This is a genomic window from Shewanella sp. 433, assembly GCF_059338565.1.
On the sequence record NZ_CM181703.1, the window covers coordinates 1,106,431 to 1,132,834 of the forward strand.

At 49.4% G+C, this 26,404-nt stretch carries 17 protein-coding genes and 1 riboswitch; of the genes, 13 read left to right on the forward strand and 4 right to left on the reverse strand.

The window, feature by feature from the left end:
- The first annotated feature begins 416 nt into the window (after positions 1 to 416).
- Positions 417 to 1,799, forward strand: coding sequence for a Na+/H+ antiporter NhaC family protein (locus AC5YB1_RS05000; protein ID WP_494520958.1), 1,383 nt, complete (start codon positions 417 to 419; stop codon positions 1,797 to 1,799).
- A gap of 138 nt (positions 1,800 to 1,937) precedes the next feature.
- Here the strand turns inward: AC5YB1_RS05000 and AC5YB1_RS05005 are convergent, their stop codons facing one another.
- The gene (locus AC5YB1_RS05005) at positions 1,938 to 2,807 is read right to left on the reverse strand and encodes a pirin family protein (protein WP_494520959.1); all 870 of its coding nucleotides are present in this window, start codon (positions 2,805 to 2,807) and stop codon (positions 1,938 to 1,940) included.
- A 675-nt stretch (positions 2,808 to 3,482) separates the two neighbouring features.
- Between AC5YB1_RS05005 and AC5YB1_RS05010 the strand changes: the two genes are divergently transcribed.
- A complete protein-coding gene (locus AC5YB1_RS05010) occupies positions 3,483 to 4,964 on the forward strand; it encodes a protein adenylyltransferase SelO (RefSeq protein ID WP_494520960.1) in 1,482 nt (493 codons plus the stop codon).
- 62 nt (positions 4,965 to 5,026) lie between these two features.
- On the opposite strand, the gene AC5YB1_RS05015 is transcribed toward AC5YB1_RS05010, so the two are convergent.
- The gene (locus AC5YB1_RS05015; RefSeq protein ID WP_494520961.1) at positions 5,027 to 5,692 is read right to left on the reverse strand and encodes an SDR family NAD(P)-dependent oxidoreductase; all 666 of its coding nucleotides are present in this window, start codon (positions 5,690 to 5,692) and stop codon (positions 5,027 to 5,029) included.
- 390 nt (positions 5,693 to 6,082) lie between these two features.
- Between AC5YB1_RS05015 and AC5YB1_RS05020 the strand changes: the two genes are divergently transcribed.
- The gene (locus AC5YB1_RS05020; RefSeq protein ID WP_494520962.1) at positions 6,083 to 7,069 is read left to right on the forward strand and encodes a cytochrome-c peroxidase; all 987 of its coding nucleotides are present in this window, start codon (positions 6,083 to 6,085) and stop codon (positions 7,067 to 7,069) included.
- 106 nt (positions 7,070 to 7,175) lie between these two features.
- On the opposite strand, the gene AC5YB1_RS05025 is transcribed toward AC5YB1_RS05020, so the two are convergent.
- A complete protein-coding gene (locus AC5YB1_RS05025; RefSeq protein WP_494520963.1) occupies positions 7,176 to 12,386 on the reverse strand; it encodes a S8 family serine peptidase in 5,211 nt (1,736 codons plus the stop codon).
- A gap of 938 nt (positions 12,387 to 13,324) precedes the next feature.
- Between AC5YB1_RS05025 and AC5YB1_RS05030 the strand changes: the two genes are divergently transcribed.
- Positions 13,325 to 13,612 carry a sll1863 family stress response protein gene (locus AC5YB1_RS05030; RefSeq protein WP_494520964.1) on the forward strand — a complete coding sequence of 96 codons (288 nt, stop codon included), beginning with the start codon at positions 13,325 to 13,327 and terminating at the stop codon, positions 13,610 to 13,612.
- A 63-nt stretch (positions 13,613 to 13,675) separates the two neighbouring features.
- Positions 13,676 to 14,158, forward strand: a complete 483-nt coding sequence (locus tag AC5YB1_RS05035; RefSeq protein WP_494520965.1) for a sll1863 family stress response protein — start codon at positions 13,676 to 13,678, stop codon at positions 14,156 to 14,158.
- Between the two features lie 410 nt (positions 14,159 to 14,568).
- Here the strand turns inward: AC5YB1_RS05035 and metH are convergent, their stop codons facing one another.
- Positions 14,569 to 18,291 (reverse strand): methionine synthase, encoded by a 3,723-nt coding sequence (gene metH, locus AC5YB1_RS05040; RefSeq protein ID WP_494520966.1) that lies wholly within the window; start codon positions 18,289 to 18,291, stop codon positions 14,569 to 14,571.
- Between the two features lie 328 nt (positions 18,292 to 18,619).
- Between metH and AC5YB1_RS05045 the strand changes: the two genes are divergently transcribed.
- The 8 genes from AC5YB1_RS05045 (at position 18,620) to cobO (ending at position 26,338) form a co-directional block, all read left to right on the forward strand.
- On the forward strand, positions 18,620 to 19,225 hold the full coding sequence (locus AC5YB1_RS05045) for a histidine phosphatase family protein (RefSeq protein ID WP_162924152.1): 606 nt from the start codon (positions 18,620 to 18,622) through the stop codon (positions 19,223 to 19,225).
- Positions 19,226 to 19,378: 153 nt separating this feature from the next.
- Positions 19,379 to 19,549, forward strand: a riboswitch (cobalamin riboswitch).
- A 153-nt stretch (positions 19,550 to 19,702) separates the two neighbouring features.
- Entirely contained in the window at positions 19,703 to 20,497 is a 795-nt protein-coding gene (locus tag AC5YB1_RS05050; protein WP_494521581.1) for an ABC transporter ATP-binding protein, read from the forward strand.
- Positions 20,497 to 21,561 carry a FecCD family ABC transporter permease gene (locus tag AC5YB1_RS05055; RefSeq protein WP_494521582.1) on the forward strand — a complete coding sequence of 355 codons (1,065 nt, stop codon included), beginning with the start codon at positions 20,497 to 20,499 and terminating at the stop codon, positions 21,559 to 21,561. Before AC5YB1_RS05050 ends, AC5YB1_RS05055 begins: the two co-directional genes overlap by 1 nt.
- Before the next feature lie 38 nt (positions 21,562 to 21,599).
- The gene (gene cobT, locus AC5YB1_RS05060) at positions 21,600 to 22,628 is read left to right on the forward strand and encodes a nicotinate-nucleotide--dimethylbenzimidazole phosphoribosyltransferase (protein WP_494520967.1); all 1,029 of its coding nucleotides are present in this window, start codon (positions 21,600 to 21,602) and stop codon (positions 22,626 to 22,628) included.
- Positions 22,629 to 22,689: 61 nt separating this feature from the next.
- Complete coding sequence (locus tag AC5YB1_RS05065; RefSeq protein ID WP_494520968.1) at positions 22,690 to 23,457, forward strand: adenosylcobinamide-GDP ribazoletransferase; 768 nt, start codon at positions 22,690 to 22,692, stop codon at positions 23,455 to 23,457.
- Entirely contained in the window at positions 23,454 to 23,981 is a 528-nt protein-coding gene (cobU, locus tag AC5YB1_RS05070; RefSeq protein WP_119977659.1) for a bifunctional adenosylcobinamide kinase/adenosylcobinamide-phosphate guanylyltransferase, read from the forward strand. The genes AC5YB1_RS05065 and cobU overlap by 4 nt, the downstream gene beginning before the upstream one ends.
- A 19-nt stretch (positions 23,982 to 24,000) precedes the next feature.
- A complete protein-coding gene (locus AC5YB1_RS05075) occupies positions 24,001 to 25,551 on the forward strand; it encodes a cobyric acid synthase (protein WP_475514786.1) in 1,551 nt (516 codons plus the stop codon).
- A gap of 112 nt (positions 25,552 to 25,663) precedes the next feature.
- A complete protein-coding gene (gene cobO / locus AC5YB1_RS05080; protein WP_494521583.1) occupies positions 25,664 to 26,338 on the forward strand; it encodes a cob(I)yrinic acid a,c-diamide adenosyltransferase in 675 nt (224 codons plus the stop codon).
- Positions 26,339 to 26,404: the final 66 nt, after the last annotated feature.

Sequence of the window (26,404 nt, forward strand, 5' to 3'; positions counted from 1 at the left end):
AACTCGTCTCGTTTGTGCAAGGTGAGCCACCTTGCTGGTTATGGTGTGACTGAACCTATTGACGGCATATATATCTAAATACGCATCTTAGTTGAATATTCCACTGCAATTAACCAATAACCTTATTGAGGTTATGTTTTATTTATGTCTATATTTATCAGTTGGTTAACTTATTTTTGAGCAGGAGATGGATTATTTTTTTACGCAAATAACTATTTGTTATTGACTCACCGGCCATTGCGGATTATTTTGCCGCCGATGTTTTAACTCAGGTGCAAAAATGGCATTAACCAAAATCTAATGGTTAGTGGTATGTCCATAATAAAGCAGCAATTAAGCGTTGTTGGAATTATAACCAATCTCGCCTAGTGAAATTAGTTTGCCGTATTGGCTCAATTTAAGAAGGACCTTAACGCATGTCTGAAGCGACAGCCTTAAGTCTTATCCCACCAGTGGTGGTTTTGGTGTTAGCTATTTGGTTACGCCGTCCAATTCTCTCATTAATTATCGGGTCCTTAGTGGGGCTGGCTATGTACCAGCCGAGCGATGTACTCAATAATATTTCGACGATCTCCCTTTCTGTGATGGCAGATGAGACCATAGGTTGGTTGATTTTGGTGTGCGGTGGATTTGGTGCCTTAATCAGTTTGCTGGTGAAAACCGGCGGCTCGATGGCATTTGGCCGCCATGCGCTTAAGTTTGCTAAGGGACCAAAGTCATCACTGTTTATGACCTTTATCTTAGGCGTAGTGATTTTTATCGATGACTATCTCAATGCGTTAACGGTTGGCTCGACCATGAAGCGCGTCACCGATAAGTTTAAGGTGTCACGTGAGATGCTGGCCTATGTGGTTGATTCAACCGCAGCGCCGATTTGTGTGCTAGTACCACTATCGACCTGGGCGGTCTTTTTTGGTGGTTTGTTAGTCGACAACGGTGTAGCTGGTGAAGGCCAAGGCATTGCCGTCTACATGTCAGCCATCCCATACATGCTGTACGCTTGGCTTGCGGTCGCCATGGTGCTGTTGGTCATTTTGGGTATCGTGCCCGCATTTGGGCCGATGAAAAAGGCGCAGCAGGCCACAGCACAAGGTGAACCAGCGCTAAAGCAGATGGATTTAGAAGAGGTGCAAACTTCCGACGATTATGGGGTTAAAGCCATTGAAGAGGAGTTTAAACACGCCGACAATCTAGGTAAGCTGCACAACTTTTTTGTGCCTATCATACTGCTGGTTGCCTTTACCGTGTACTTCGATATTGATGTGCTTAAAGGGTTAATTGCCACGTTAGCGGTGACTTTGCCCTATTACGGCCTGCAACGTTTGATGCCGTTGTCTGAGATGATGGATCAGATGATCGATGGTTTTAAGTCGATGCTGCCAGCCATTGGTACCGTTATCGCCGCCTTTGTGTTTAAAGATGTGTGTGACAAGATGATGTTGCCACAATATGTGATTGGTAATCTCAGTGCCTTTATGACGCCACAACTCTTGCCTGCTGTGGTGTTTTTAACCATGTCGATATTGGCGTTTGCGACGGGCTCAAGCTGGGGGATTTTTGCGGTATCTATCCCTATTGTGATGCCATTAGCCCAAGCGGTAGATGCTAATATTCCCTTGGTAATTGGCGCGTTGCTATCGGCTTCCTCTTTTGGTAGTCAAGCCTGCTTCTATTCCGACTCGACGGTACTGGCAGCCCAAGGCTCAGGCTGTAACTTGGTGAGTCATGCGGTTACTCAGCTACCTTACGCGCTTATCGCTGCTGCGCTAACGTTTATGGGCTTCTTATGGTTAGCCTAAACTAAAATGTGGTTGGCTGATGATGAGTCGCTAACTAAGTAAAAAAGAGGTGTTGGAGTCTATCCAACACCTCTTTTTTATCTGTAATCGCCAACTTAACTGAATCAAGCTAGATCGGCTAATAAACGCGATTGAGCATTACTGGCTAGCAATTTCGCCGAAGCGTCCTTGTTGATAATCGGCAATGGCCTGCTCAATCTCGGCTTGGCTATTCATGACAAATGGCCCCATATGAACGATTTTTTCGCGAATAGGATTGCCAGCAAACACTAAGAGTCCCGCCCCCTCATCGCCTGTCTGCAGCGACAATAAGCGTTGGCTGTCGACAATTAAATACTGCCCTTGCTGAAAACGCACCTGCGTATCTTGCTGCGTGCTACTGATATTGCCTTGATACAGATAAAGCCCAGCATATTGGCGATGACTCAAGTCGAGTTGGGCCTGTGCGCCTGCGTTGAGCATTAAATCGGCCACCATACCTTGGCCTGCCAAGCCTTGCACTGGGGCGCTGATGTGAGTATCCATGTTGGCAAATTGCCAATCACCAGCCAGTGCCCGCAGTGTTGCGCCGTGGGAATTGGTGACTTCTGGATTGTGGGTATCGCTGCTGTCTCGATAGATGGCTGGACGCATCTTATCTTTGGCGGGCATATTGAGCCAAATTTGAAAACCATGCAGGCCATCGTTCGCATCGGCCAACGGCATTTCTGAATGTACCACTCCGCTGCCAGTGCTCATCCATTGCACGTCACTGGCACGTATTGCCTTGACGTTACCTAATTGGTCTCTGTGCTCGAAGCCGCCTTTGCGAATATAGGTAAAGGTTTCAATTCCACGGTGGGGGTGAGGCGGAAAGCCGCCGATAAAATCTTGCTTGTCATCGGATTTTATCTCATCGAGCATCAAGAATGGGTCGAACTTGGTGCGGGTAAAGTCGGCGACGCGACGAATGTTGACACCATCACCGTCCATGGCCGGTATAGCGCTATATTGGCTTAATACTTTCATCATCATCTCCAAATGGGTGGCCAACGAACATCACTATTGATGATAGTTGTAGGGGCTTGGCTACGTGTTAAATTGAGTGGTTAAAATGGTTAGCTGTAGAGATTAACAACTAAGATGTCGAATAAAAATTGCTAAATAATGCTTATTCCATTCTAATTTATCGAATATAAAAGGTTTGAGCATCCGTCGTGGTGTGCAGGATTAAGCCGTGCTGAGCGATATCGTTTAAGGGACGATGTTAAAAGCGAGCGCGCGGCCTATTGGGTGCTGATGGCGGGCGTTGATTCGGGGCTCGCCATAGATGCGTGCCAGAAGTCTAAGCTGAGGCAACACCATTCATTAGTGGCGCTGATGAATCCGCCAGAGATGAAGGCGACTTAAAGTGATGTTTCGTTCTCTTTATCAAACGGTTTGCGCTAAAATAAGGGGTAATTTCGACAGATTGATCTCAACTTAATGGCGCAGAAGCCGACTTATAATACAAGTTAAGCACAATGGGCACGCTGTCGGCGGGCTGCAGATTGTCATGTTTGACTAACAGGTGGCATAAATCTATGCTGGTGTTGCTTGTTATTGTGATATTACAGTGCCTTAAGTTAAATACAGCCTTGAATTGAACACAGTCTTAAATTGAATATTGATTCAGATTGGTTCTAGCATATGGATATATAGACCATGAAAAAGATCGCCATAGACTTAGGATTAAACTTCGATAACAGTTTCGCTAAACAGCTTGGTGGCTTTTATGTCGCCTGCGAGGGCGATGTTGCACCAGCGCCTCAGTTGGTTAAATTAAATACAGCCCTAGCCAAACGCATTGGTTTAACCAATGAGGACCCCACGCAGTTAGCCCAAGTGTTATCGGGCAGTACCAGTCCGCTTGGGGCGCTCCCTTTAGCGCAAGTCTATGCAGGACATCAGTTTGGCGGCTTTACTCCGCAACTGGGTGATGGGCGTGCCTTGTTATTGGGCGAAGTGTTAGATACAGAGGGGCAGCGCCTTGATCTACAGCTAAAAGGCTCTGGGCCAACCCAGTTTTCTCGCGGCGGCGATGGTAAAGCGGTGATGGGGGCTGTGCTGCGTGAATATATCCTCAGTGAAGCGATGCATGCGCTTAATATTCCCACCACCCGCGCCTTAGCGGTTGTCGCCACGGGCGAGTCGGTGAGACGTGATATGTTATTGCCCGGCGCCGTGTTGACCCGTATCGCATCAAGCCATCTGCGTGTCGGCAGTTTTCAGTTTTTTGCCGCTCACGGCGAAGAAGATAAAGTTAAGCAGTTGGCCGATTATGCGATAGCGCGCCATTATCCCGAGCTCTGCCTCAGCGAACATCCCTATTTAGACTTTTTACGTGCGGTGCGTAATAAACAAGCTCGTCTCATAGCCCAGTGGCTGCTAGTGGGGTTTGTCCATGGGGTGATGAACACTGATAATATGACCATCAGTGGCGAGACTATCGATTATGGCCCCTGTGCGTTTATCGACCATTACGATGCCGATAGTGTGTTTAGTTCCATCGACAGAGAAGGACGTTACGCGTACAGCAATCAGGCAGCCATAGGTCAGTGGAATTTAGCACGCTTAGCGGAAACCTTGCTCCCGCTTATCGATGAGTCACAACCTGTGGCTATTGAGCTGGCGACACAGGCGGTAACTGAATTTTGGGATGTATTTAAATATCATTGGGTTAATGGCATGCGCGCCAAGCTTGGTTTATCTACCGAGGAGGCTGGCGATCAGGCGCTGGGCGAGGAACTGCTCGAGGCTATGACCGGAGAGAAAGTCGATTTTACTAATCTATTTCGCCAACTCGCGATCGATTTAAGCCAGCAAGGTAACGATAGCCAAAAGTTATTTAATAATGCCGATAAGTTTAACGCCTGGCGTACGCAGTGGCTGGCGCGTATTACGCAAGATCCGTTAACGATTGAGCAGAGCGTGGCATTGATGGATAGCGTGAATCCGCTTTATATTGCTCGCAATCATCAAGTTGAGCAGGCCATTGAAGCGGCGCAGCGTCACGGTGATTACCAACCCTTTGAGCGTTTAGTCGAGGTGTTAACTACGCCTTATACGCCGCAAGCAGGGGCAGAGGACTATGCCAAGCCCGCGCCCGCCAGTTTTGGCCCCTTTGTCAGCTATTGCGGCACCTAAGCTGCTCCCTAAAATTCGCCTTGCCAAATGAGCGATGGCAAGGCTCGCCATGGGTTGAGCGGTTAACCCCGTTGAATGGTGATATCTGAGATATAGCCATGCTCACTGGATACTAATGCCTGCTTTAGCATCCCCGCCGCCTCCTCGGCCGACATAAAACTTGAGGTATCGAGCCTTTGACCACTAGTTGGCCAAAAGTCGGTATCCATTCCACCAGGGTAGACGGCAATCAATTTCATCGGATTGTTTTTAAGCTCTAAACGTATCGATTCAATAAAGCCGCGCACCGCCCATTTTACCGCACAATAAGTTGATTCGCCGGCTTTAGCGGCGAGCGCTGCCGTAGACATCACTATCACTACATTGATCGGCTGATCTTTGTAGCGTTTCACGATCTCACGTATTAACAGTATGGTGGAGGTGACATTGTTCTCTAACAAGGTGTTTATTTCAGCGGCTTGTTGGGTTTCAATAGCACCAAAATAGCCGCTGCCGGCGCAATGAATGACGGTGCTTGGCGGGCTGAGACTGAGGCTATCAAATAGGGCGACAATACTGGCTTCATTGGCTAAGTCGGCCGCGATAGGACTGATATTGAGATGTTGCTGACTCAGGGCGTGTAGGCGAGCGGTCGATCGACCACTAATGGTCACAGCACGTCCATCAAGGGCATATTGTTTTGCTAATGCCGCGCCCAAGCCACTACTGGCGCCGGTTATTAATATCATCAGTTTACTCCACTTTTTTAAGCCATTAGGTTGCCACGTTCTCTGGGCTATTATGCACATTACGGGGGCGGTGAGCATCTACCTCGCCATGACGATGTAAAAGGCATAACTTATCTGCTGGCGGACAGTGGCGTAAATATAAGCATAAGTAAGTTTAAGGTATGGGATGTAGGTATCAGTTTACTAAGCTGTTTATGGAGTGTTTTATTACTGTGTTGATAGCCGGTGTGTGGTGGTTATTATTAGCTATTTTTTAGATTAAACAGTGACTTGAGCCTCATATTTAACATCAGCGGCAGCGATAGGCTTAATCGAAAATTACCGTTATATCAACGGTGGAGCTTGGCCTATTATGGCGGCCATCACCATATTATTATTAAGTGTATTTCCATGATTAAGTTAATTCCTGTCGCCATTATGTTGGCTTCTATGTTGTCAATGTCAGCCGCTTCGGCCAGTGAACCAATTGAACCGATAAAACCTGCGGTGATCACTAACCCTGACAAAGTGGAACTCGGCAAAATGTTGTTTTTTGAGCCTAGGCTTTCTAAGTCGGGTTTTATCTCTTGCAACTCATGCCATAACCTCTCGACGGGTGGCGTCGATGCCCTGCCGACCTCGATAGGTCACCATTGGCAAGAGGGACCAATAAATTCGCCAACGGTGCTCAATGCTGACTATATGCTGGCGCAGTTTTGGGATGGCCGCGCGGCCGACCTAAAAGCTCAAGCTGCAGGCCCTATTGCCAACCCTAAAGAGATGGCTTACAGCCACGAACTGGCGATAGATACCATCGCCTCAATGCCGGCTTATGTGGCGCGTTTTAATCATGTTTACGCCTCAGATGAGGTGAATATCGACCGTATTACCGATGCCATCGCCGCGTTTGAAAAAACCTTGGTGACCCCCAATAGCCCATTTGATCAGTATTTGACCGGGAATGCCGATGCAATTAGTGCTGAGGCGAAAACGGGTTACCAGCTATTTAAAGATAAAGGCTGTGTTAGCTGTCATAACGGCCCGGCCGTTGGCGGCACCATGTACATGAAGATGGGATTGGTAAAGCCATTTCATACCGACAACCCTGCACAGGGTCGCAAAGCGGTGACAGGTAATGAAGCCGACAAATATGTCTTTAAAGTGCCAACGTTGCGTAATATCGAACTGACCTATCCCTACTTCCACGATGGCAGTGTGTGGACGCTTGAAGAGGCGGTCGACACCATGGCTGATATTCAGTTGGGGCAAAAATTAAGTGAAGATGAAATTAACCAGATGGTCGCGTTTTTAAAGACATTAACTGGCGAGCAGCCACAAATTGTCCTGCCGATATTGCCGCCATCGAATGCTAATACACCGCGCCCTGCGCCGTTTTAAGCGGCTTCTTTTTTAGCTGAAAAAAAGTCGGCAACAGTGAACCTGTTGCCGACTTTTTATGACCTTGCAGGCGGTGCTTGCCGCAAGTTGTCTAAAGTTTTACCTGTTATTTACGCGACGGGCGACGAATCATCGCTGCCAAACTCAGTAGCATCAGGGCAAACCAGCCTAAACTACCTCCTGAGTCATTGTCTGTTTCAGCTTCTGGTTCTGGTTCTGTTGTAGGCTGTGACGCCTTCACTGTTACAGTGATCTTAGCGTTAGATTTCTCTTTGCCATCAGATACCGTTACCGTGAATTCATGGCTGCCGACACTCAGATCTGTGACCGTTGTGACTGCTTGCTCAGCATTGGCAATCGTCCCTGGACCTTCCCATGCGAAGCTTAAGCTGTCACCGTCAATATCGACAGATGCAGAAGCGTCGAGGGTAATGCTGCTACCTTCATTGGCTGAGATACTTGTTGATGCGACCTTAGCTTCTGGCGCGTCATTGATTGGTGTTACCGTCAACACAAAGCTAGTGCTAGTGCTATCAGTCACATGTTCATTGTCATGGACAGTCACTGTTACCAAGGTCTCACCAGAAAAGTGCGCCGCAGGGGTTAGCGAAAAGCTATCGCCTTCGACGGTCGCTTCGATATTATCACCAGTTACCACAAGGGTGTTGGCGACCTTGTTAGCATCGACATAGACCACCTTGATATCTTCAATGGTGCCATTTTCTGCAACGGTTAAGTTAGGTAGATCGCCCAGCTTGATATTGCTTGGTACATCGATTGAATGCACCATACTCTTTTTAACATCGCCACCAATGGTGTAATGCATGGTGATATCCATAACCTGACCAACCGCTTCAGGCTGAATAACCGCTTTGACTTTTAATTCAATTGCACTAGCTTCCGGGCCTTGATAGTCGAAACACATCACTAAATCATCAGAGAGCACTTCGTCTAGGTTGTCGAAGCCAACCATAGTGTATAGGTAACCATCTTTCGGGCCCGCTTTTTGCGAGTAAGGGCTGTCAAAACCTTCTACAAAAATCGCCCCTTTTTCAAGGTTGGCACCTAAGTTGTCATAGGCAAAGATGATTTCGAAACGGTTGTCTCTAAAGTCTGCATTAGGGCTCAGCATTACCTGATAATCATATTGATCGCCTGTAACGCTGTCAGTGACATTATCGAACTCCATAAACAGCATATCGCCGATATCTGGACGTTCTTCAGCGTACTGCATGGCTAGCGTTAACCCCCAAGGATCTTGATAGTCCTGACGATAGTTCATTTCAAACGTACCACGCCAGAATGGGCTGAGTGACTCAAGTAAGAAGCTAGGACCTCTATGCCAGCCCATGACCCAGTAGGCATCGTTAAACTGTATTGCACCAACAGGGTGCATACGGAATATGCCGCCATTATCTTGATTATAAAGTTTAAATTGTTCCTGCTGCATACCGGTAAATAACCAGTCCATCGGAATATCGTAATAGTCTTCACTGCCACCGACATACCAATTCTGACTCGGTTGTAAACCAAAGGTATTTAAATCAATATAGCCACCGGTTGAATACTCATCGATTAATGGCGTGCGACACTGCTGGGAGGTCAGGTTATTGGTCACGACATATTCGCGCGGTATGTCTCGTGTCGAGAGTTGCTGACCTGCTAAGCTCATGCCCGATTCATCAATGACCAAGTTTTCCAGTATCGTGTCATTATTACTCACTAAGGTGTTTGGCGCTAAGCGCATACCTTGGGGTAACTCGACTTTAAAGTCATAGGCACGCTCATTAGATTCGAGGTTTTGGATAAGGTTGATTTTTAAATCAATAACATCCATTGAACGAGCCTTAGTTTGGCTCACATCTAACGATAGTGCGTCTGTGCCACGAGTTAATTTAAGCGAAGTAAAGCCAAGCGTCCCTTCTTCCCCCGGCATATTGCCTAAGTCAAAACCTCCGTAATAAGCATCACCGGTTTTCGCATCGGGCAGATCCCAGTTGAGTGTAAGCTCATAGTCACCGTTACCATCGTGCGATGATGGGCCGTTTAAGGTGATGTTAGCATTATCACTATTGTCGGCAAGTAACGCATACCCAGTCGTCACATTGTGACGTTTTTCCTGATAACCGATATTCGATACCGCGATCCAATAGGTACCCGGTACTGGGTCAATGAAGTCACAGTAGTTGGTAATGGTTTCCGATGAAGACTGACACACTAATTCATCAAAAAACTCATTTCGCATCGCGTTAGGATCATCACTGTTTTGATCTGCGCTAGGGATAAAGCTAGCGTTATTATTGGCGTCTAAACCTACAGTAATAACTGGGTTAACACCTTGATAGCGTGGATTTCGCTCTTCTGTTGGCTTGAGATCTTCCACTGACTGCACTTCTACAATTAAGCGTTTAGTGCCTTCCGGTACCGTGATAGCCTCTATATGCCATCCGTCGGCGATACTGTCATCGGTTAAAAACGGACCCACTTGCTCGAGTTCAGCTGCGAAGGTGGTGGGTTTAACTAAACCATACATGCGTGGAGTAAAGTCGCTGTAGTTATCGGTATTGACCACGAAAGTCTCAGAACCGATGTTACGATTTACGGTAAGGCGTTTCTCTGCGGGTAGGGCATCAGGAACCGATAAACTTACCACCGGCATGTGCAATTCCGGTGAACGATTGCCCGTTTCGGTTAAGGTGATTTGACCATTGAAAATGCCAAAGTCATTGTTGCCTTCCCATGGAGAATCTGGCTCATCAGGTTCGAGTAAATGGCTTACGCGCCCAGGTACTGTCATGGTGACCTGAATAGATTGTGACTCGCCTTTCTTTAAGCTGAACTCAGTCGGGCTGACCGTCAATTCAGAACCATCGTCTTTGGTTTGCGCGCTTAGGCTCCAGCTACCATCTTTGGTGGCCGTAACCGTTCGCATCCAGCTGCACTCACTTTTACAGTTCATATCAACCATAGAAGGAAGGTTGAGCCAGTTAACGATGCCCCCATTATTCGGATTGGCATCAATATAATTTTCAACCGACTCATGCATGACTAGGCCGGTTTCAGCGGCTTTAGCCACGTCAATGGCGCCCGCACCTGCCATAAAGTTGTATTCGACATCGAGTGCCGGAGCGTCTTGATAGGGTTCATATTTAACTGGATTGGCGGTTAACATTAATGCTGATTGAATTTGCGCTGGGCTCCAATCACTATGCAGTTGTTTTAATAACGCCATGGCACCGGCAGTATGGGGTGATGCCATCGATGTGCCGCTCATCATGGTCCAATCACTGGCGCGAGGCGCAAAGGTAAATGGCTGATCATCGGCATTGGCAGCGTAAATATTGACACCCGGTGCGGTTAGATCTGGCACTAAGTTATCAATAAAACGGCTAGGTCCCATCGAGCTAAAGTAGGCAAGCAGATTGCCTTTTTCTGGAACGATAGAGTATTCATTAGTAGTGGCAGTAATGGTGCCTTTTGCCATGCCCTCACTGCTTTGGTTGATCCAATTTTTAAGGGTATAGCGGGCGCTTGAGTCAACGTTAATGCCTGGAATTACAAAGTTATCGGCAACTAACCCTTGGCTATAACTGATGTTTTGTAACACTATGCCACTGGCGCCACCACTTTGAACATTAATGGCTTTATCAACACGCGCAATATCACCGCGCTCACACACCACTATTTCATTATTGGCAAAGGTGCCAGCAGGAAATGGAGCATTACAACTTGCGGCGGTAAAACCATCGCTTGGGTCTGGGTCGGGATAGTTTTCGGCTAATACAAATATTCCACTGACGGCATCAGTAAAACCTAAGCCTTTAATATCTTTATAGGGCAGTGTATAGCTAGGACCATCACCTTCGAAATGAGTAATGCTCGTGTTACCTACTGATAAAATACGGTCATGGGTTGTTGCACCCACGGTGGTTACCCAAGGAGAGGTATGGTCGGCAGAAAAGAAGTAGGGGCCAGAGTTACCCGCCGCCGCTGCAACTGAGATGCCCGCCTCTCGAGCCGATAAGAAGGCCAGTTCAATAGGATCTTCCCACGGGAAGTTTTCACTGCCCCCAATCGAGAAGTTAATCACATCGACACCATCTTTTATGGCATCTTCAAAGGCGGCTAAGATCGCTTCCTCAGGACAGCCAGCATAAGGATCGCCTTGGCCACCGGGATAACACACTTGGTAAGAGACAATGTGAGCCCTTGGTGCAACGCCAGATGTCTGCGCGAAAGTAACGGGTAGGTTTACCCCATCACTTACCGCTTCACCCGTTGAGGTCTGCAGTGGCGTATCGAATAGTGTGTTGCCTGCTGCTGTGCTGGCAGTATGCGAGCCATGACCATTATAATCTTCACCTGTTTTTGGGCGGATCAGTGTTGTTTGCCATGGATTGTCTTGAAACTCAGATGCGTTATACGCCGCGGTGATCACATCGTACGAGTAAACCCCAATCAGCTTATCATTACATAAACTGGTGTCTACCTGGCAATCTCCTAAAAAGTTACCCGCACCCAAGGGGTTGTTGGCAGAAAATCCATCATCAGCGGCAAACGCTGGATGGTCAGTATTGATGCCGGTATCAATGATACCCATCACCATGCCTTCACCTTTAGCTTTAATACCTGAACTGGTCTCGCCAGCCCAAGCGGTATCGGCATTAATAAACTCTGGGCCACGGTCGGTATTGAGTTTGAAAATTCGACTTGGGGTGATTTTTTTGATGCCAGCGGTGGTCGCCATGATCTCGGCATCGGCTTGAGTCATTTTTACTGCAATAGCGTTGTTAGCTAGAGTGTAGTGGCTGACAACATTCAGTTGCGCGCCTTTCGCCTGTGCAGCGGAAATAACGCTATTTTGTTTTTGTCTTAAAAGTGATTGGTATTGACGTACAGGCTGGCTATTGATATCAAGTGTTGCCGAGCCTTGAAAGGCCTGATTCTGTCTTGGGCTGGTTGCCGGATAGCCCTGAAAATCGCCATTATAGGTTGATACTGGTTCATCAGTTAGCTGTACGATAAAGACATGATCACCTTTAATCGAGTCATCAAACTTAAATATGTCGATGGGTTTTTTATTGGGCAGAACATGATTAACCTGTCCCGGTTTGCCTGAAAATATATCTCCTGCTTGATATGATTTACGTTGCTCATTAATATTTGCCACATCTTGGGATGTGAATGTTGGTACATAAAAGCCACCATCACCCGATGGTTTAGCTCCGATATCCGCAGCGGCGTAGCTTGCAGTGCTAATGTATATCGCACCGAAAACGGCCATACTGGCTTTATTTAACTTGAATAGATTTTGCATTTTTTATTGGTTTTCCATTCGTGTTGGCAAAGTTGAAAGAGATGACGCTCAATGTTTCGCATGTATTTGCGAAACATTTGGTAAACAAGTTATTAACATGTAGAGGGTAATTCAACCGCGCCGTTTGTTAGCGAATTAATGCAACTATCTTATGAACCTTAAATAAAGCTTTATTCAGACTTTTATGCTGTTAAGCAGTTGTTTAATAGAGTGGTAAATCAACAGTGGTTAATTTAACGGGTGCTTATATGGTTGTATCTTTTTGTATCTTTAGCGAAAAATAAAATCTACCGCCACAATGTTATACTTTAGCTGTAATGACTCTTGATCTTAAAACGGTTGATATTAAAAGCTATCGTTATTCCGTACGGTACTTAACGCATATCATCACGAGATGTGGCGTTTGCGAAATCGCTTTCTATCGGAATGATGTTTGTTGATTACCCCTCTATGGGGATGGCAGAGCTGCATTTTTTCTGGTGCAGTGCATTAAGTATGGCCGTGAGTCGATAGGTTCAGGCTTGATTGATTTATAAAATATAAGTTAATCAATGTAGTCGATATCAACACTCTCTTCTGAATTTTAGGTAAGATTTTAATGAATAATCTGACAGGATTATTTATTAGATATTTTATATTGTCTTTGTTGTTAATTATTAATTTGTCGTCTCTATGCCTTATTTGAAATATTAATCAGTATGAGCTATGCTTTTAACTCATTTAATGAATTTCAAAGGAGACGCAATGTATTTAAATGCTCCCTTTTTTATCCCATCTATAAGATCATTTACGACTTTCCTGTCATCTGTAAAAGTTAGTATTTTCTAATTTATCTGTTAGTAAAAATCAACGATATTACCGAGTTTATAAACGTAACATGAAGCAAGGTGTTGCGCTTATCTTTGTTTTTATTGTTTTTTTTGTAAAAGGAGAACGATATGAGTATGAAGCAAGCATATGAAAAGAAATTACGGGCTCAATTGGATGAGTGGAGCGCAGAGATAGATAAGCTTAAAGCCAAAGCAGATAAGGCCGAAGCCGACGCTCAACTTGAATATTATAAAAAAATTGAAGAACTGCGGACAATGCAAAGGGATGTCGCTAATCAATTAATTGAACTTGAAGAGTCTAGCGATGATGCTTGGGAAGATATTAAGGCGGGTATCAACAATGCGTGGGACTCGCTCGACAAAGCATTGAAATCAGCAGTGCAGAGGTTCAAGTAATAGTTCAACTAATATTAGGTAAATATTAGTCTAAACAATGACAAAGTATTAAGGAGGTTGCTTGTGAAATCATTTATTAATGCATTTTTGTTAGCCACCATAATAGGTATTGTCCCGCTAGGTTATGTACAGATGAGTTATGCACAAACCGATAGTGATAAAGCTGAGGAAAAGACCTCAATAGAAGATGTTAAAAAAGAAACCGAAGAGATGCTTAAAACGATTGGTGCATACAGTGCCGATAAGCGAGATAAAGCGGTGGAAGAAGTCAAAGCGAGCCTTGATAAGTTAGATAAGCGCATCGATGCGTTAGAGGCGAAGACAGATAAAAATTGGGATGAAATGAGTGCAACCGCGCGCCAAGATGCCCGCGAAAAACTCAAAGCACTTCGTAAGCAACAGAATAAAGTTGCCCAGTGGTATGGCAGCATGAAATCCAGCTCTGCTGATGCATGGGAAGAAATTAAGCAAGGGTTCTCGGATGCTTATAAAGATCTCGAGAAGTCGTGGGAAGAAGCCGAAAAAGAATTTGAGTCTAAAGAATAATGGGACTTAAAGATGGCATTATACCCACCCCCATGCTTTTTAAGTAATTAGTCAGAAGCTACAAGATTCGCCATCGAAGTTGCCGAAATAAGTAGATAAAAATGCCGTATAGCCATCATGGATGATGGCTAAGGCTCGGAGGGCATGGATGCCCGATCTGAGCCGTTAGGCGATTTTTATTGGAGTATGAGGCGCCTAACTAATGCATGTAACTTCGTCTGGGGCGGCAAGGGGAGATGCAAGAGGGGGATTGCTGTTGATCCCCTTCTTGCTCGGGTGTGGGTTGAAGACCCACGACTTACCTCGGCCGTAAGGCCGTATGGGTTAGTGAGGCGAAGCCTCAGTACTAATGTTCAAACGAAGTTTGGGTAATCAAAGGAGTCAAGGTGATGACTCCACATCTCTACCCGTTAAACATCATAATCCAATACTGGTGCTAGCCAGCGCTCGGTTTCTTCTATGCTCATGCCCTTACGCACGGCGTAATCTTCCACCTGATCGCGGCCAATATTGGTCACGCCAAAGTAGCGTGATTGCGGGTGAGCAAAATACCAACCCGATACCGCGGCGGTGGGGAACATGGCGTAGCTTTCGGTAATATCAAGCCCAATGGTTTCATCTGGCTTTAGTAAGTCCCATAACAAGCCCTTTTCGGTGTGATCTGGACAGGCGGGGTAACCCGGCGCTGGGCGAATACCTTTGTATTTTTCGCGAATGAGTGCCGTGTTATCGAGATCTTCATCGGCGGCGTAGCCCCAAAACTCTTTACGCACTCGCTCATGCATGCGCTCGGCGAAGGCTTCGGCCAGACGGTCGGCTAAACATTTGAGCATGATGGCGTTGTAGTCATCGTGGTTGGCTTCGAAACGGGCAATATGCTCGTCGATACCATGACCTGCGGTGACGGCAAAACCGCCCATGTAGTCGGCCACGCCTGAGTCTTTAGGGGCGACAAAATCAGCCAAACAAAAGTTATCATTGCCTACGCGCTCTATCTGCATCCGCAGGTGGTGGGTCGTCATCTCCACTGTTGTGCGGGTTTCGTCGGTGTAGAGCTCAATATCATCGTGGTTAACGGTATTGGCAGGGAACAGGCCGATAACCGCCTTGGCGGTGAGCCATTTTTCGTCGATGATCTGCTTAAGCATGGCTTTGCCATCGGCGAATAGCTTACGGGCTTCTTCACCGACCACCTTGTCGTCCAAGATTTTCGGGAAATGGCCATGCAGTTCCCAGCTACGGAAAAACGGGGTCCAGTCGATACGCTCGACTAAGTCTTCCAATGGGTAGTCATCGAACACCTGACGCCCTAGTTGATTAGGGACAAATGGGGTGTAATTGGCCCAATCGTGCTGGCAGCGGTTGTCGCGCGCGGCGGCAATGGGGATGATCTGTTTGCGTTTTTCTTGTGAGTTACGCTTGTCGCGCATCATCTGATATTCATCATAGGTGGCATCGATGGTGGCTTGACGCGTCTCATTGCTGATAAGTTTCGATACCATAGGCACGGCGCGTGATGCGTCGGCAATATAGATGGCGCCCGTTGGTGCGTGGGGCGCGATTTTAACCGCGGTATGAATTTTCGAGCAGGTCGCGCCGCCAATGATCGACGGGATAGTAAGCCCCGCCTTATGGAAGGCTTTAACGTTGTGCACCATCTCATCGAGACTCGGGGTGATTAAGCCTGACATGCCGATGATATCGACATTTTCCGCCTTGGCGACCTCGATGATCTTCTCAACGGGGACCATCACCCCAAGATCGATCACCTCATAGCCATTACAGGCCAGCACCACGCCGACGATGTTCTTACCGATATCGTGCACGTCACCTTTAACAGTGACCATCAAGATTTTACCGTTAGACTGACCTTCGACTTTTTCCAGTTCGATATAGGGGTTTAAGTAGGCGACCGCTTTTTTCATTACTCGCGCCGATTTGACCACTTGGGGCAAAAACATCTTGCCCGAACCAAAGAGATCGCCGACCACGTTCATGCCATCCATGAGCGGCCCTTCAATCACATCCAGTGGCCGAGTCGCCTGCTGTCTTGCTTCTTCGGTGTCTTCATCGATAAAGTCGGTAATGCCTTTCACTAGGGCATGGGCAAGACGTTTGCTCACCTCCCAGCTGCGCCACTCTAAATCTTCTTTCTTAGCCACTTGGCTGCCATCACCGCGAAACTTCTCGGCGACCTCAAGTAGTTGCTCGGTGTTATTTGAATCTACCACTGGGCAGGGCAGGTTTTGCACTACCGCTTCAACGCGCGCTTTTAACTCGCTGTCGATATCGTCATAAATCGCCAGCTGACCTGCGTTGACGATACCCATGTCCATTCCCGCTTGAATCGCATGATAGAGGAACACGGCATGAATCGCCTCACGCACCGGGTTGTTACCACGGAATGAGAACGACACGTTCGATACCCCGCCCGAGATCATCGCGTGGGGTAGGGTGCGTTTGATCTCACGAGTGGCTTCAATAAAGTCGACAGCGTAGTTGTCATGCTCGTCAATACCGGTAGCAATGGCGAAGATGTTGGGGTCGAAAATAATATCTTCTGGCGGGAAGCCCACCTTATCGACTAACACCCGATAGGCGCGGGTACAGATCTCGATCTTACGTGCCTTGGTGTCTGCCTGACCTTGCTCATCGAACGCCATGATGATGGCCGCGGCGCCATAACGTTTAACCAATTTGGCGTGGTGAATAAATTGCGCTTCGCCCTCTTTCAACGAGATGGAGTTGACTATGCCTTTGCCTTGAATGCACTTAAGGCCTGCCTCTATCACTTCCCATTTAGAGGAGTCGATCATAATCGGCACCCGGCTGATATCGGGCTCAGAGGCGATAAGGTTAAGGAATTTCTGCATCACCTCGACGCCGTCGAGCATGCCTTCATCCATGTTGATGTCGATGATCTGGGCGCCGTTTTCTACCTGCTCACGTGCGACGCTGAGGGCGGTTTCATATTCGCCATTTTTGATCAGCCGTAAAAAGGCAGCCGAGCCGGTGACATTGGTGCGCTCGCCCACGTTCACAAACAGCGAGTTGGCATCTATGGTCAGTGGCTCAAGCCCCGACAAGCGGCAAGCCACTGGGATGTCGGGCAGCGCCCGCGGCGCATGGGAGATAACCGCCTCGCGAATGGCGCTAATATGGGCCGGTGTACTACCACAGCAGCCGCCAATAATGTTTAAAAAGCCCTCTTGTGCCCACTCACCGATAACGCTTGCCATCTCTTCGGGGCTTTCATCATAGCCACCAAACTCATTAGGCAGCCCCGCATTGGGGTGCGCCGACACATAACATTCGGCAATTTTTGACAACTCTTGCACGTAGGGGCGCAGCTCTTGCGGGCCAAGGGCGCAGTTAAGGCCAATCGACAGTGGCTTAACGTGGCGCAGCGAGTTGTAAAAGGCTTCGGTGGTTTGCCCTGTGAGGGTGCGGCCCGAGGCATCGGTGATGGTGCCTGAGATCATGATGGGCACTCGCAGCTCAAGCTGTTCAAATACCGTTTCTATAGCAAACAACGCGGCTTTGGCGTTGAGGGTATCGAAGATGGTTTCCACCATGATGATATCGGCGCCGCCTTTAAGCAGCGCCTCAATCGACTCAATATAGGCATCGACCAGCTCATCGAAGCTGACATTACGGTAACCGGGATCGTTAACATCTGGGCTAATCGAGCAGGTGCGGTTGGTGGGGCCAAGTACCCCGGCAACATAACACGCGCGCCCCGTTTCAGCGCTGACTTCATCGGCCGCGGCGCGGGCAAGACGCGCGCCTTCAAGGTTAATTTCAACAGACAGATCTTGCATCTCGTAGTCGGCCATGGCGATACGAGTGGCGTTAAAGGTATTGGTCTCGATGATATCGGCGCCAGCGAGTAGGTACTGTTTATGGATATCTTTGATAATGGCTGGCTGAGTCAGAACCAGCAGATCGTTATTACCTTTGACATCGCAGGGCCAGTCTTTAAAACGCTCGCCGCGAAAGGCGGCTTCCTCAAGCTTATGATCTTGGATCATGGTGCCCATGGCACCGTCGAGGATTAAAATACGTGATTCGAGCTGCTCGCGGATCTGCGCTGTTATCTGTCTTATTGGGGTAACAGGGGGTCGGGTCGCCATAAAATTCTACCTATATCCTACTCGATGCATGTTCACGACTGCCGATGCAGTGCGACGAGGGTGTGATCACCCTGCTATTATTTTTAGATGTATAAACGTATAGACGTCTATAGTAATTGCTATAGTAAGCGACTTATTAGGCTTAGGGCAAGTCAAAAGAGTATCAGTTTTCCCCCTCGTTAGCCCAGTGGCTTATAGGCTGCCGCTTAGCCTGTGGGTGATGTTTATTTTGGCACAATGGCAGCCCGCGGGGCAGTGTGAACCATATTGCATTGTCGCCTTGTCTCGGCGTATGCTGCCACGGCATGACAAATATCAAGGTAAGCCAATGACACAAACGATTTTTTATTTAATGCGCCATGGTCAGTGCGAGGGCGGCAATGTGTTGCGAGGCCGAAGCGACCTACCTTTGAGTGAGCTGGGATTTGCCCAGATGCAACTGGCCTGTGCGACTAAATTACCCGAGACGATAGATGCGCTGGTGACCTCTCCCCTAAGCCGCTGCCAAGGGTTTGCCGAGTATTACGCTAAAAAAAAGCAGTTACCTTGCCATGTCGAGGCGGGTTTGATGGAGATTGACTTTGGCGACTGGGACGGTGAGATGATTGATACCTTGTTCGCTGAGCATAGCGAGGCGCTTAACGCCTACTGGCAAGATCCCTGGCGCGCACCATTGCCAGGCAGTGAGCCGCTAGATGCCTTTGAGCAGCGTATTGAGACCTGTATCGAGCAAGTGTTACATAGGCACAGTGGCAATACCCTGCTGCTTATTACCCATGGTGGGGTTATCCGCCATTTGATGGGGTTGGCGCTGGGGATCCGCGGCGAAGTCGGCTTCTATACCCAGTTAAGTCTCGATTATGCCAGTGTGGTTAAGTTAAGCCACTTGGTCGATAACGATGGTAAAGGCTATTGGCGCTTGCATTGGAGTTAATGGTTAAGCTCAATGTTGGGGCGTTAGTTACCAGCGTTTGTCGTTAACCAGCGCGGCAAATACAAAAGGTGGTTTGCCTCCTAGGGGAAATACCGCATAATAGCCAACAATTTTAGGTGTCTAGCATACAGATGACGCCGAGCGTAAGGTGTTGAGCAGCGACTCACTTAACGTGGGTCGAGTAACTCAAACTTAATAGGGAATTGGGGAGTGACCTAAGGTCATCAGCCCAAACTGTACCCGCAACTGTGAGTGTGTTGAGTAAGGCAATTGGCCTTGTCTGCAACCACAAGTCAGGATACCTGCCTTATGCTATAGCCTAATGACTCAAGCGGGTGACTTGAGGGAGCTAAAGATGAACAATCGACTTGGGGCGCTAGCCCCGCTTGACAGCGGCAGGTCGACACCTACGCGGTCGCAACACATTTTACCCTATTGCTTTGCGGCTTGGATGGTGAGCCTGTGACGTCAATCCCTATGGCGTTATCTGCCCAACACCTTAGTTGGCGCGTGGGCGAGCGCGCCATTTTGGCTGATGTCAGTGTCGAACTGCCCCAAGGTCAAATGCTGGGGATCATCGGCCCTAATGGCGCCGGCAAATCCACCTTACTGCGCTGTCTATATCGTTATTTGACCCCAAGCCAAGGCGATATCACCTTATTTGGCCGAGCGGTGGGCGACTTTTCGGCGCGATCCTTTGCCCAGCAAGTGGCGGTGGTGCTGCAAGACACGCCGCACCATTTTGACATGACCACGGCGCAGCTGGTGGCGCTAGGGTTGACGCCCCATAAGGGGGCGTTTTCGCTCACCAGCGACCAAGACAAGCACGATGTGCGCCGCGCCTTAGCCACAGTAGGTTTAACCGCGTTGGCCGACCAAGGGTATGAGCAACTCTCTGGCGGCGAGAAACAACGGGCGTTGATCGCCCGCGCCATAGTGCAAAAGCCCAAGCTGCTGATCCTCGATGAGCCCACTAATCATTTAGATATCCGTTATCAAATACAGATCTTAGAGCTACTGCGTAGCTTAGAGATGACGGTGGTTATCTCGATCCATGACCTTAATTTAGCCAGCGCCCTGTGTGACCAATTGCTGCTGCTCGACCAAGGCCACGCAGTTGCCCAAGGCCGCCCCAATGAGGTGTTGACCGAGCAGCGTATTGCAGAGGTCTTTGAGGTGTGCTGCCAAGTGAGCCCGCACCCACAACACGGTAATCCGCAAATTAATTACTTTTATGGCTACCATAATGTCACCCAAGGGGAGACGCCATGATGCGCTCGCCCGGATTATCGGCCAGCGAGCGCCTTTGGCGCGGCCTGCTATTGGTCACAGGGTTTGGGGTATTAAGCCTAATGACGCCGCTGTTAGCCGCCAGTTTTGGTGCGGCGCACATCGACTTTAACCAAGTGGTCGATGTGGTGCTGGCCACCCTTGGCGGTGAGCGTCCAAGCAGCGTCACCGCCCGCATTGTGATGGAGCTGCGGATGCCGCGCATCGTGCTGGCGTTTATCGCCGGTTTTGGTTTAGCCATCGCCGGCGCCGTGCTGCAAACTGTGACCCGCAATCCACTGGCCGACCCTTATCTGTTTGGCATCTCTTCTGGCGCCTCCTTTGGTGCCGTAGTGGTGCTTACCCTGTTTGGCGGTGCGGGCGCGCTATCGAACGCCTTATCCATATCATGGCTTGGCAGCGTCAGCCTGCCGATGGGCGCCTTTATTGGCGCCAGTCTCTCTGTGCTAATGGTATTGGCCTTGTGCGGCCGCGCCATGAGCACTCAAATCGAGCGCATGCTGCTTTCTGGGGTGGCGATCTCCTTTATGTTTGGTGCGCTTACCAGTTTATTACTCTATTTTTCGGGCCCTCAGGCGGCCGCCTCTGTGCTGTTTTGGAGTTTGGGCAGTTTTGCCAAGGCCAGTTGGTCTGGCTTGGGGCTGCCCTTGTTGGTGGTGGCAGGCGCAACTGTGATCATATTGCTGTTTAAACGCCAGATAGTTGCCATGAAAGCCGGTGATGAAACCGCCCACACTTTAGGGATCGATGTGCAGCGCCTGCGCCTAGCCATGTTGCTTTTGTGCTCGTTAATCACAGCCGTGCTGGTGGCTAACTGTGGCGGAATCGGCTTTGTGGGTTTGATGATCCCGCATATGGTGCGCCTGTTGCTGCCTGGTCGCTTCGCCTTGTTGACCACAGGGTTGGTGGGTGGGCTGTTTATGATCTGGGTCGATGTATTAGCCCGTTGCTTGCTGAGTTACCAAGAGCTGCCTATCGGCATTATTACCGCGGTGATCGGCAGTGTGTTTTTCTTGTTTATTTTAGGCAGCAAGCGCCGTGGCTAAAGGCGAGGCCAGCTGCAGACCCGTTAAGGATATAACCCATGTTTAGCGTAACGCCGGTGAACCACCAATTTGATGGCGAGATTCAGCAAAAAATCGATTGTAAAACCAAGCCATTAGGCGCATTGGGCCGACTCGAACCCTTGGCGCTGCAAGTGGCGCAGGTGCTGGGGGCAACGTGTCCGACGATTAAGCAGCCTAAGCTGCTGGTGTTTGCCGGCGATCACGGTATTGCCAGCGCGGGCGTGTCGATTGCCCCTAGCGAAGTGACCACCCAGATGGTGCTTAATTTTCTGCATGGCGGCGCGGCCATCAATGTGTTTTGTGCCCAAGCAGGCTTTGAGATGGAGGTGATCGATTGTGGTATCGCCCATCCAGTTACAGGCCATGAGGCGCTTATCGATCAGCGCCTTGGCGCCGGCACGCGCGCGTTTCATCTCGAGGCGGCCATGTCAGCTTCCTGTGTTGAGCAAGGCTTTGCTATGGCGAAGGCGCGGGTGGCCTTGCATCATGACAATGGCACTAATCTCATTGCTTTTGGCGAGATGGGCATTGGCAATACCTCCTCGGCGGCGGCGATTATGGCGGCGCTCTTACCTGTGGATGTCGCCGCTTGTGTTGGGCGCGGCACTGGTATCGACAGCGAAACCTTGCAGCGTAAACAGGCCTTAATCACTCAAGCCATACAGCTACATCAAGGGCAATTAAACACACCACAGCAGATATTGGCGGCGCTGGGCGGCTTTGAAATTGTGCAGATGACCGGTGCCATGTTGGCGGCGGCCGAGCTGAAAATGCTGATCTTGGTCGATGGCTTTATTGCCACCGCAGCCGCACTACTGGCGGTGACCATCGCCCCAGCGGCGCGTGATTACATGATTTTTGCCCATCAATCAGATGAGGCTGGGCATCTGTTGATGCTGCAACATCTGCAAGCTGAGCCGCTATTACAGTTAGAGATGCGTTTAGGTGAAGGCACGGGGGCGGCGCTGGCCTTACCGTTAGTGCGCGCTGCTGCGGCGTTTTATAACGAGATGGCGAGCCTGCAAGATGTTGGCATCGCGATTTAATCCATTTAACCAGCGATTTAGAACATTGCACTAACAGGGCAAGCGGACGGGAGTGAAGCAGATGCTGCATAAAGAGTTAAGCCTATTTTTGATTGCCATGGGCTTTTTTACCCGCATTCCTATGCCTCGCTGGGTCGAGGTTAACGGCCAGCGGCTCAATCAGGCGAGCCGTTACTTTGGCTTGGTGGGCGTGCTGGTAGGGGCGATAAGCGCGCTGGTTTATACGCTGGCCAGCATGGTGCTGCCCAGCAGCGTTGCCATCATCTTGGCGATGGTAACCAGTGTGCTGGTGACTGGCGGCTTTCATGAAGATGGCCTCGCCGATACCGCCGACGGTTTTGGCGGTGGCTGGACGCTGGCAGATAAGCTCAACATCATGAAAGACTCGCGGATCGGCACCTATGGCGTGTTGGCTTTAGTGTTTGCGCTGTTGTTTAAGTTTGTGCTGCTCAGCGAAATCGCTCTGTATCAGGCCGATTTAGTGGCGGCGGCGCTGATAGTGGCCCATTGCCTTGGCCGAGTCGTGGCGGCGTCGCTGATTTTTTCTGAGCCTTATGTGCGTGAAGATGCCAGCAGTAAGAGTAAGCCGCTGGCACAATCGCAAACCGTCAATGAGTTGCTGATATTGCTGGCCAGCGGAGTGATCACCTTATGGGTGGCGGGCATCGCCAATGCGCTGAGTTTGTGTGCCTTGCTGTTGCTGGTGCGTTATCTGCTTATCCGCGGTTTTAGGCGTCAAATTGGTGGCTACACGGGCGATACCTTAGGCGCGGCGCAGCAGGTGGCAGAGCTTACCTGTTACCTGTTTATCTTGGCCATCACCCTATGATCCATTTGGTATTAGGTGGTGCGCGCAGTGGTAAATCCAGCCATGGTGTGGCGTTGGTATCGCACTATGTTGCCCGCGGCGCCGAGGCGTTATTTATCGCCACTGCCCAGGCCTTTGACGATGAGATGACGGCGCGGATTGCACGTCATCAAGCCGAGCGTGCGGGCGATGAGATTGCGTGGCGTATGCTTGAGTGTCCACTGGATTTAAGTGAATGTTTGGCTCAGCAGGCTCACGCTAAGCAGGTGATCTTAGTCGATTGCCTTACTTTGTGGCTGACCAATCAGTTGCTCAGCGACGAGCACGACTGGCCGCAGGTGAAGGCGCAGTTGCTGGCAACCCTTACGGCGCTCCCGGGCGATGTTATTTTAATCTCCAATGAGGTGGGCAGCGGCATAGTCCCAGCCGATCCCTTGAGCCGGCGCTTTGTCGATGAAGCCGGTTGGTTGCATCAGGCGATAGCGGCCCTTGCCGATGAGGTAACCTTAGTCACCGCTGGCCTGCCGATGCGCTTAAAGGGATAAGCAATAAGATGATGAGACGATGAGTCAATCCAATAACAATGCTATGCAAAATAAAGCCGTGGCCAACGTCTTGATGGTGCAGGGCACCACATCAGATGCGGGCAAGAGCACCTTAGTGGCTGGCCTGTGTCGTTACTTTGCCCGTAACGGGGTCAAGGTGGCGCCCTTTAAGCCGCAAAATATGGCGCTAAACAGCGCGGTGACCGCCGATGGTGGTGAGATTGGCCGCGCGCAGGCGTTGCAAGCGGTGGCCTGTGGCTTAGCACCGCACACCGATTTTAATCCTATTTTATTAAAGCCAAGTTCCGACACCAGCTCGCAGGTGATAGTGCAAGGTAAAGCCCTTTCCCATATGGACGGTCAAGCCTATTTTGGCAAAAATGCCGCAGGGTATCGCACCAAGGCGATGGCAGCTGTGCTCGACTCGCTATCAAGGTTAACGGCGCAGTATGAGCTTGTCATGGTCGAGGGGGCGGGGAGCCCAGCAGAGATCAATCTACGTGAGGGCGACATTGCCAACATGGGTTTTGCCGAAGCGGTCGATTGCCCGGTTATCTTGATCGCCGATATCGATAAAGGCGGCGTGTTTGCCCATATCGTTGGTACCTTGGCCTTGTTGTCCGACTCTGAGCGTGCGCGAATTAAAGGGGTGGTGATTAACCGTTTTCGCGGCGACATTAGCCTGCTGCAATCGGGATTAGATTGGCTAGAAGCTGAGATCAACAAACCTGTATTAGGGGTACTGCCGTATCTCAATGACCTTTATCTGGACGCCGAAGATGCCCTAATGGTCGCGCCGCAAAAATCTACTCACCCTAAGTTTAAGGTGTTGGTATTGGTGTGGCCGCGCATTAGCAATCATACCGATTTCGATGCCTTGCGCTTACACCCTGATATTGAGTTTAGTTATTTAACCGTCACATCTGCGTTTGATGGCACTGCGCCCCAAGCGGACCTGATTATTTTACCCGGCAGCAAGAGCGTGCGCCAAGATTTAGCGACTATGCTGGGTAATGGCTGGGACACATTGCTGCAAACTCATCTTAGGTATGGCGGCAAGGTCATTGGGATCTGCGGCGGCTATCAGATGCTGGGGCTGGCCATTGACGATTCGTTAGGTGTCGAGGGCGAGGCTGGCGAGAGTGAGGGGCTGGGGCTTTTGCCGCTGGTCACCGAATTAACCGCCACTAAGCGTTTGGCGCAGGTATCGGGCGTATTGAATTTGCTAGGCGAACAAGCCAAGGTGAGTGGGTATGAGATCCACTGTGGTCAATCCCAACATTTAGGTCAGGGGCAAAGCCTACTGCGTCTGCGCGCCGATGATGGCAATCATGGGGTTGATATCGAAGATGGCTATTTATCCGCCGATGGGCAGATATTGGGCACCTATCTGCATGGCATTTTTGATCAGCCCAAGGCGTGCCAGCTACTGCTGCGCTGGGCGGGAATGACCCACGCCCCCGCCATCGATATCGATGAGCTTAGGCAGCAACAGTTAGATCGCTTAGCCGATATGTTGGCCGAAAATATGGACATGGATAAGCTGCAGCAGCTCATCGCTGGCGTCTAAGCCCAGTATAAAATGAGCCCAATATAAGTAAGGTGAGCTGAGCATTAGCTTTAAAAATTAACCCAATTACAAGCCGTTACATCACGGCGATACCACACAAGAGACAAAGATGATGACGGATATTAACAAGGGTGAAAACAATCACCAGAGCAGCACTGATAACAGCCCTGAGCGCGATCACGACAGCAGAGCGCAGGATAAAGCCGAGCGTCATAAGGCGCGCCAACAAAAAGTGAAGGCGGCGGTCGATGCCAAGATAGCGCAGGCGCAAATCGAAAAAGGTGTGTTACTGGTACTTACCGGCAATGGTAAAGGCAAGTCTACTGGTGGCTTTGGTAATATTACCCGCGCAGTGGGCCACGGCAAAAAAGCCGCCGTGGTGCAGTTTATCAAGGGCAATTGGCCCTGTGGTGAACGCGCCGTATTAGAAAAAGTCGGGGTTGCGTTTCATGTTATGGGCACAGGCTTTACCTGGGAGACACAAGATAAAGCCAAAGACACCGCCGCGGCGCAAAGCGCTTGGGAAGCGGCCGAAACCTTGCTTAAAGACGACAGTATCGACATTATTTTACTCGATGAGCTGACCTACATGGTGAGCTATCACTATATTGAGCTCGAGCGCGTCCTTGAGGCACTTAAAAATAGGCCGCCGATGCAGCATGTGATCATCACTGGCAGGGCGTGCCATCGCGCCATTATTGAGTTAGCCGATACTGTGAGCGAAGTGCAGCCGATAAAACATGCCTTTGAGGCCGGAGTAAAAGCGCAAATCGGATTTGATTATTAAGTTAGAGAGATGTTTGGACTAGTGAATTAAAGGCTAAGGTACTTTTGCCCCAAAGTGTGCTGGTCT

Coding starts and splice junctions, on each gene's coding strand:
- AC5YB1_RS05000 (WP_494520958.1), top strand. CDS start 417: ATGTCTGAAGCGACAGCCTTAAGTCTTATCCCACCAGTGGTGGTTTTG.
- AC5YB1_RS05005 (WP_494520959.1), bottom strand. CDS start 2,807: ATGAAAGTATTAAGCCAATATAGCGCTATACCGGCCATGGACGGTGAT.
- AC5YB1_RS05010 (WP_494520960.1), top strand. CDS start 3,483: ATGAAAAAGATCGCCATAGACTTAGGATTAAACTTCGATAACAGTTTC.
- AC5YB1_RS05015 (WP_494520961.1), bottom strand. CDS start 5,692: ATGATATTAATAACCGGCGCCAGTAGTGGCTTGGGCGCGGCATTAGCA.
- AC5YB1_RS05020 (WP_494520962.1), top strand. CDS start 6,083: ATGATTAAGTTAATTCCTGTCGCCATTATGTTGGCTTCTATGTTGTCA.
- AC5YB1_RS05025 (WP_494520963.1), bottom strand. CDS start 12,386: ATGCAAAATCTATTCAAGTTAAATAAAGCCAGTATGGCCGTTTTCGGT.
- AC5YB1_RS05030 (WP_494520964.1), top strand. CDS start 13,325: ATGAGTATGAAGCAAGCATATGAAAAGAAATTACGGGCTCAATTGGAT.
- metH (WP_494520966.1), bottom strand. CDS start 18,291: ATGGCGACCCGACCCCCTGTTACCCCAATAAGACAGATAACAGCGCAG.
- AC5YB1_RS05045 (WP_162924152.1), top strand. CDS start 18,620: ATGACACAAACGATTTTTTATTTAATGCGCCATGGTCAGTGCGAGGGC.
- AC5YB1_RS05050 (WP_494521581.1), top strand. CDS start 19,703: ATGGCGTTATCTGCCCAACACCTTAGTTGGCGCGTGGGCGAGCGCGCC.
- AC5YB1_RS05055 (WP_494521582.1), top strand. CDS start 20,497: ATGCGCTCGCCCGGATTATCGGCCAGCGAGCGCCTTTGGCGCGGCCTG.
- cobT (WP_494520967.1), top strand. CDS start 21,600: ATGTTTAGCGTAACGCCGGTGAACCACCAATTTGATGGCGAGATTCAG.
- AC5YB1_RS05065 (WP_494520968.1), top strand. CDS start 22,690: ATGCTGCATAAAGAGTTAAGCCTATTTTTGATTGCCATGGGCTTTTTT.
- cobU (WP_119977659.1), top strand. CDS start 23,454: ATGATCCATTTGGTATTAGGTGGTGCGCGCAGTGGTAAATCCAGCCAT.
- AC5YB1_RS05075 (WP_475514786.1), top strand. CDS start 24,001: ATGAGTCAATCCAATAACAATGCTATGCAAAATAAAGCCGTGGCCAAC.
- cobO (WP_494521583.1), top strand. CDS start 25,664: ATGACGGATATTAACAAGGGTGAAAACAATCACCAGAGCAGCACTGAT.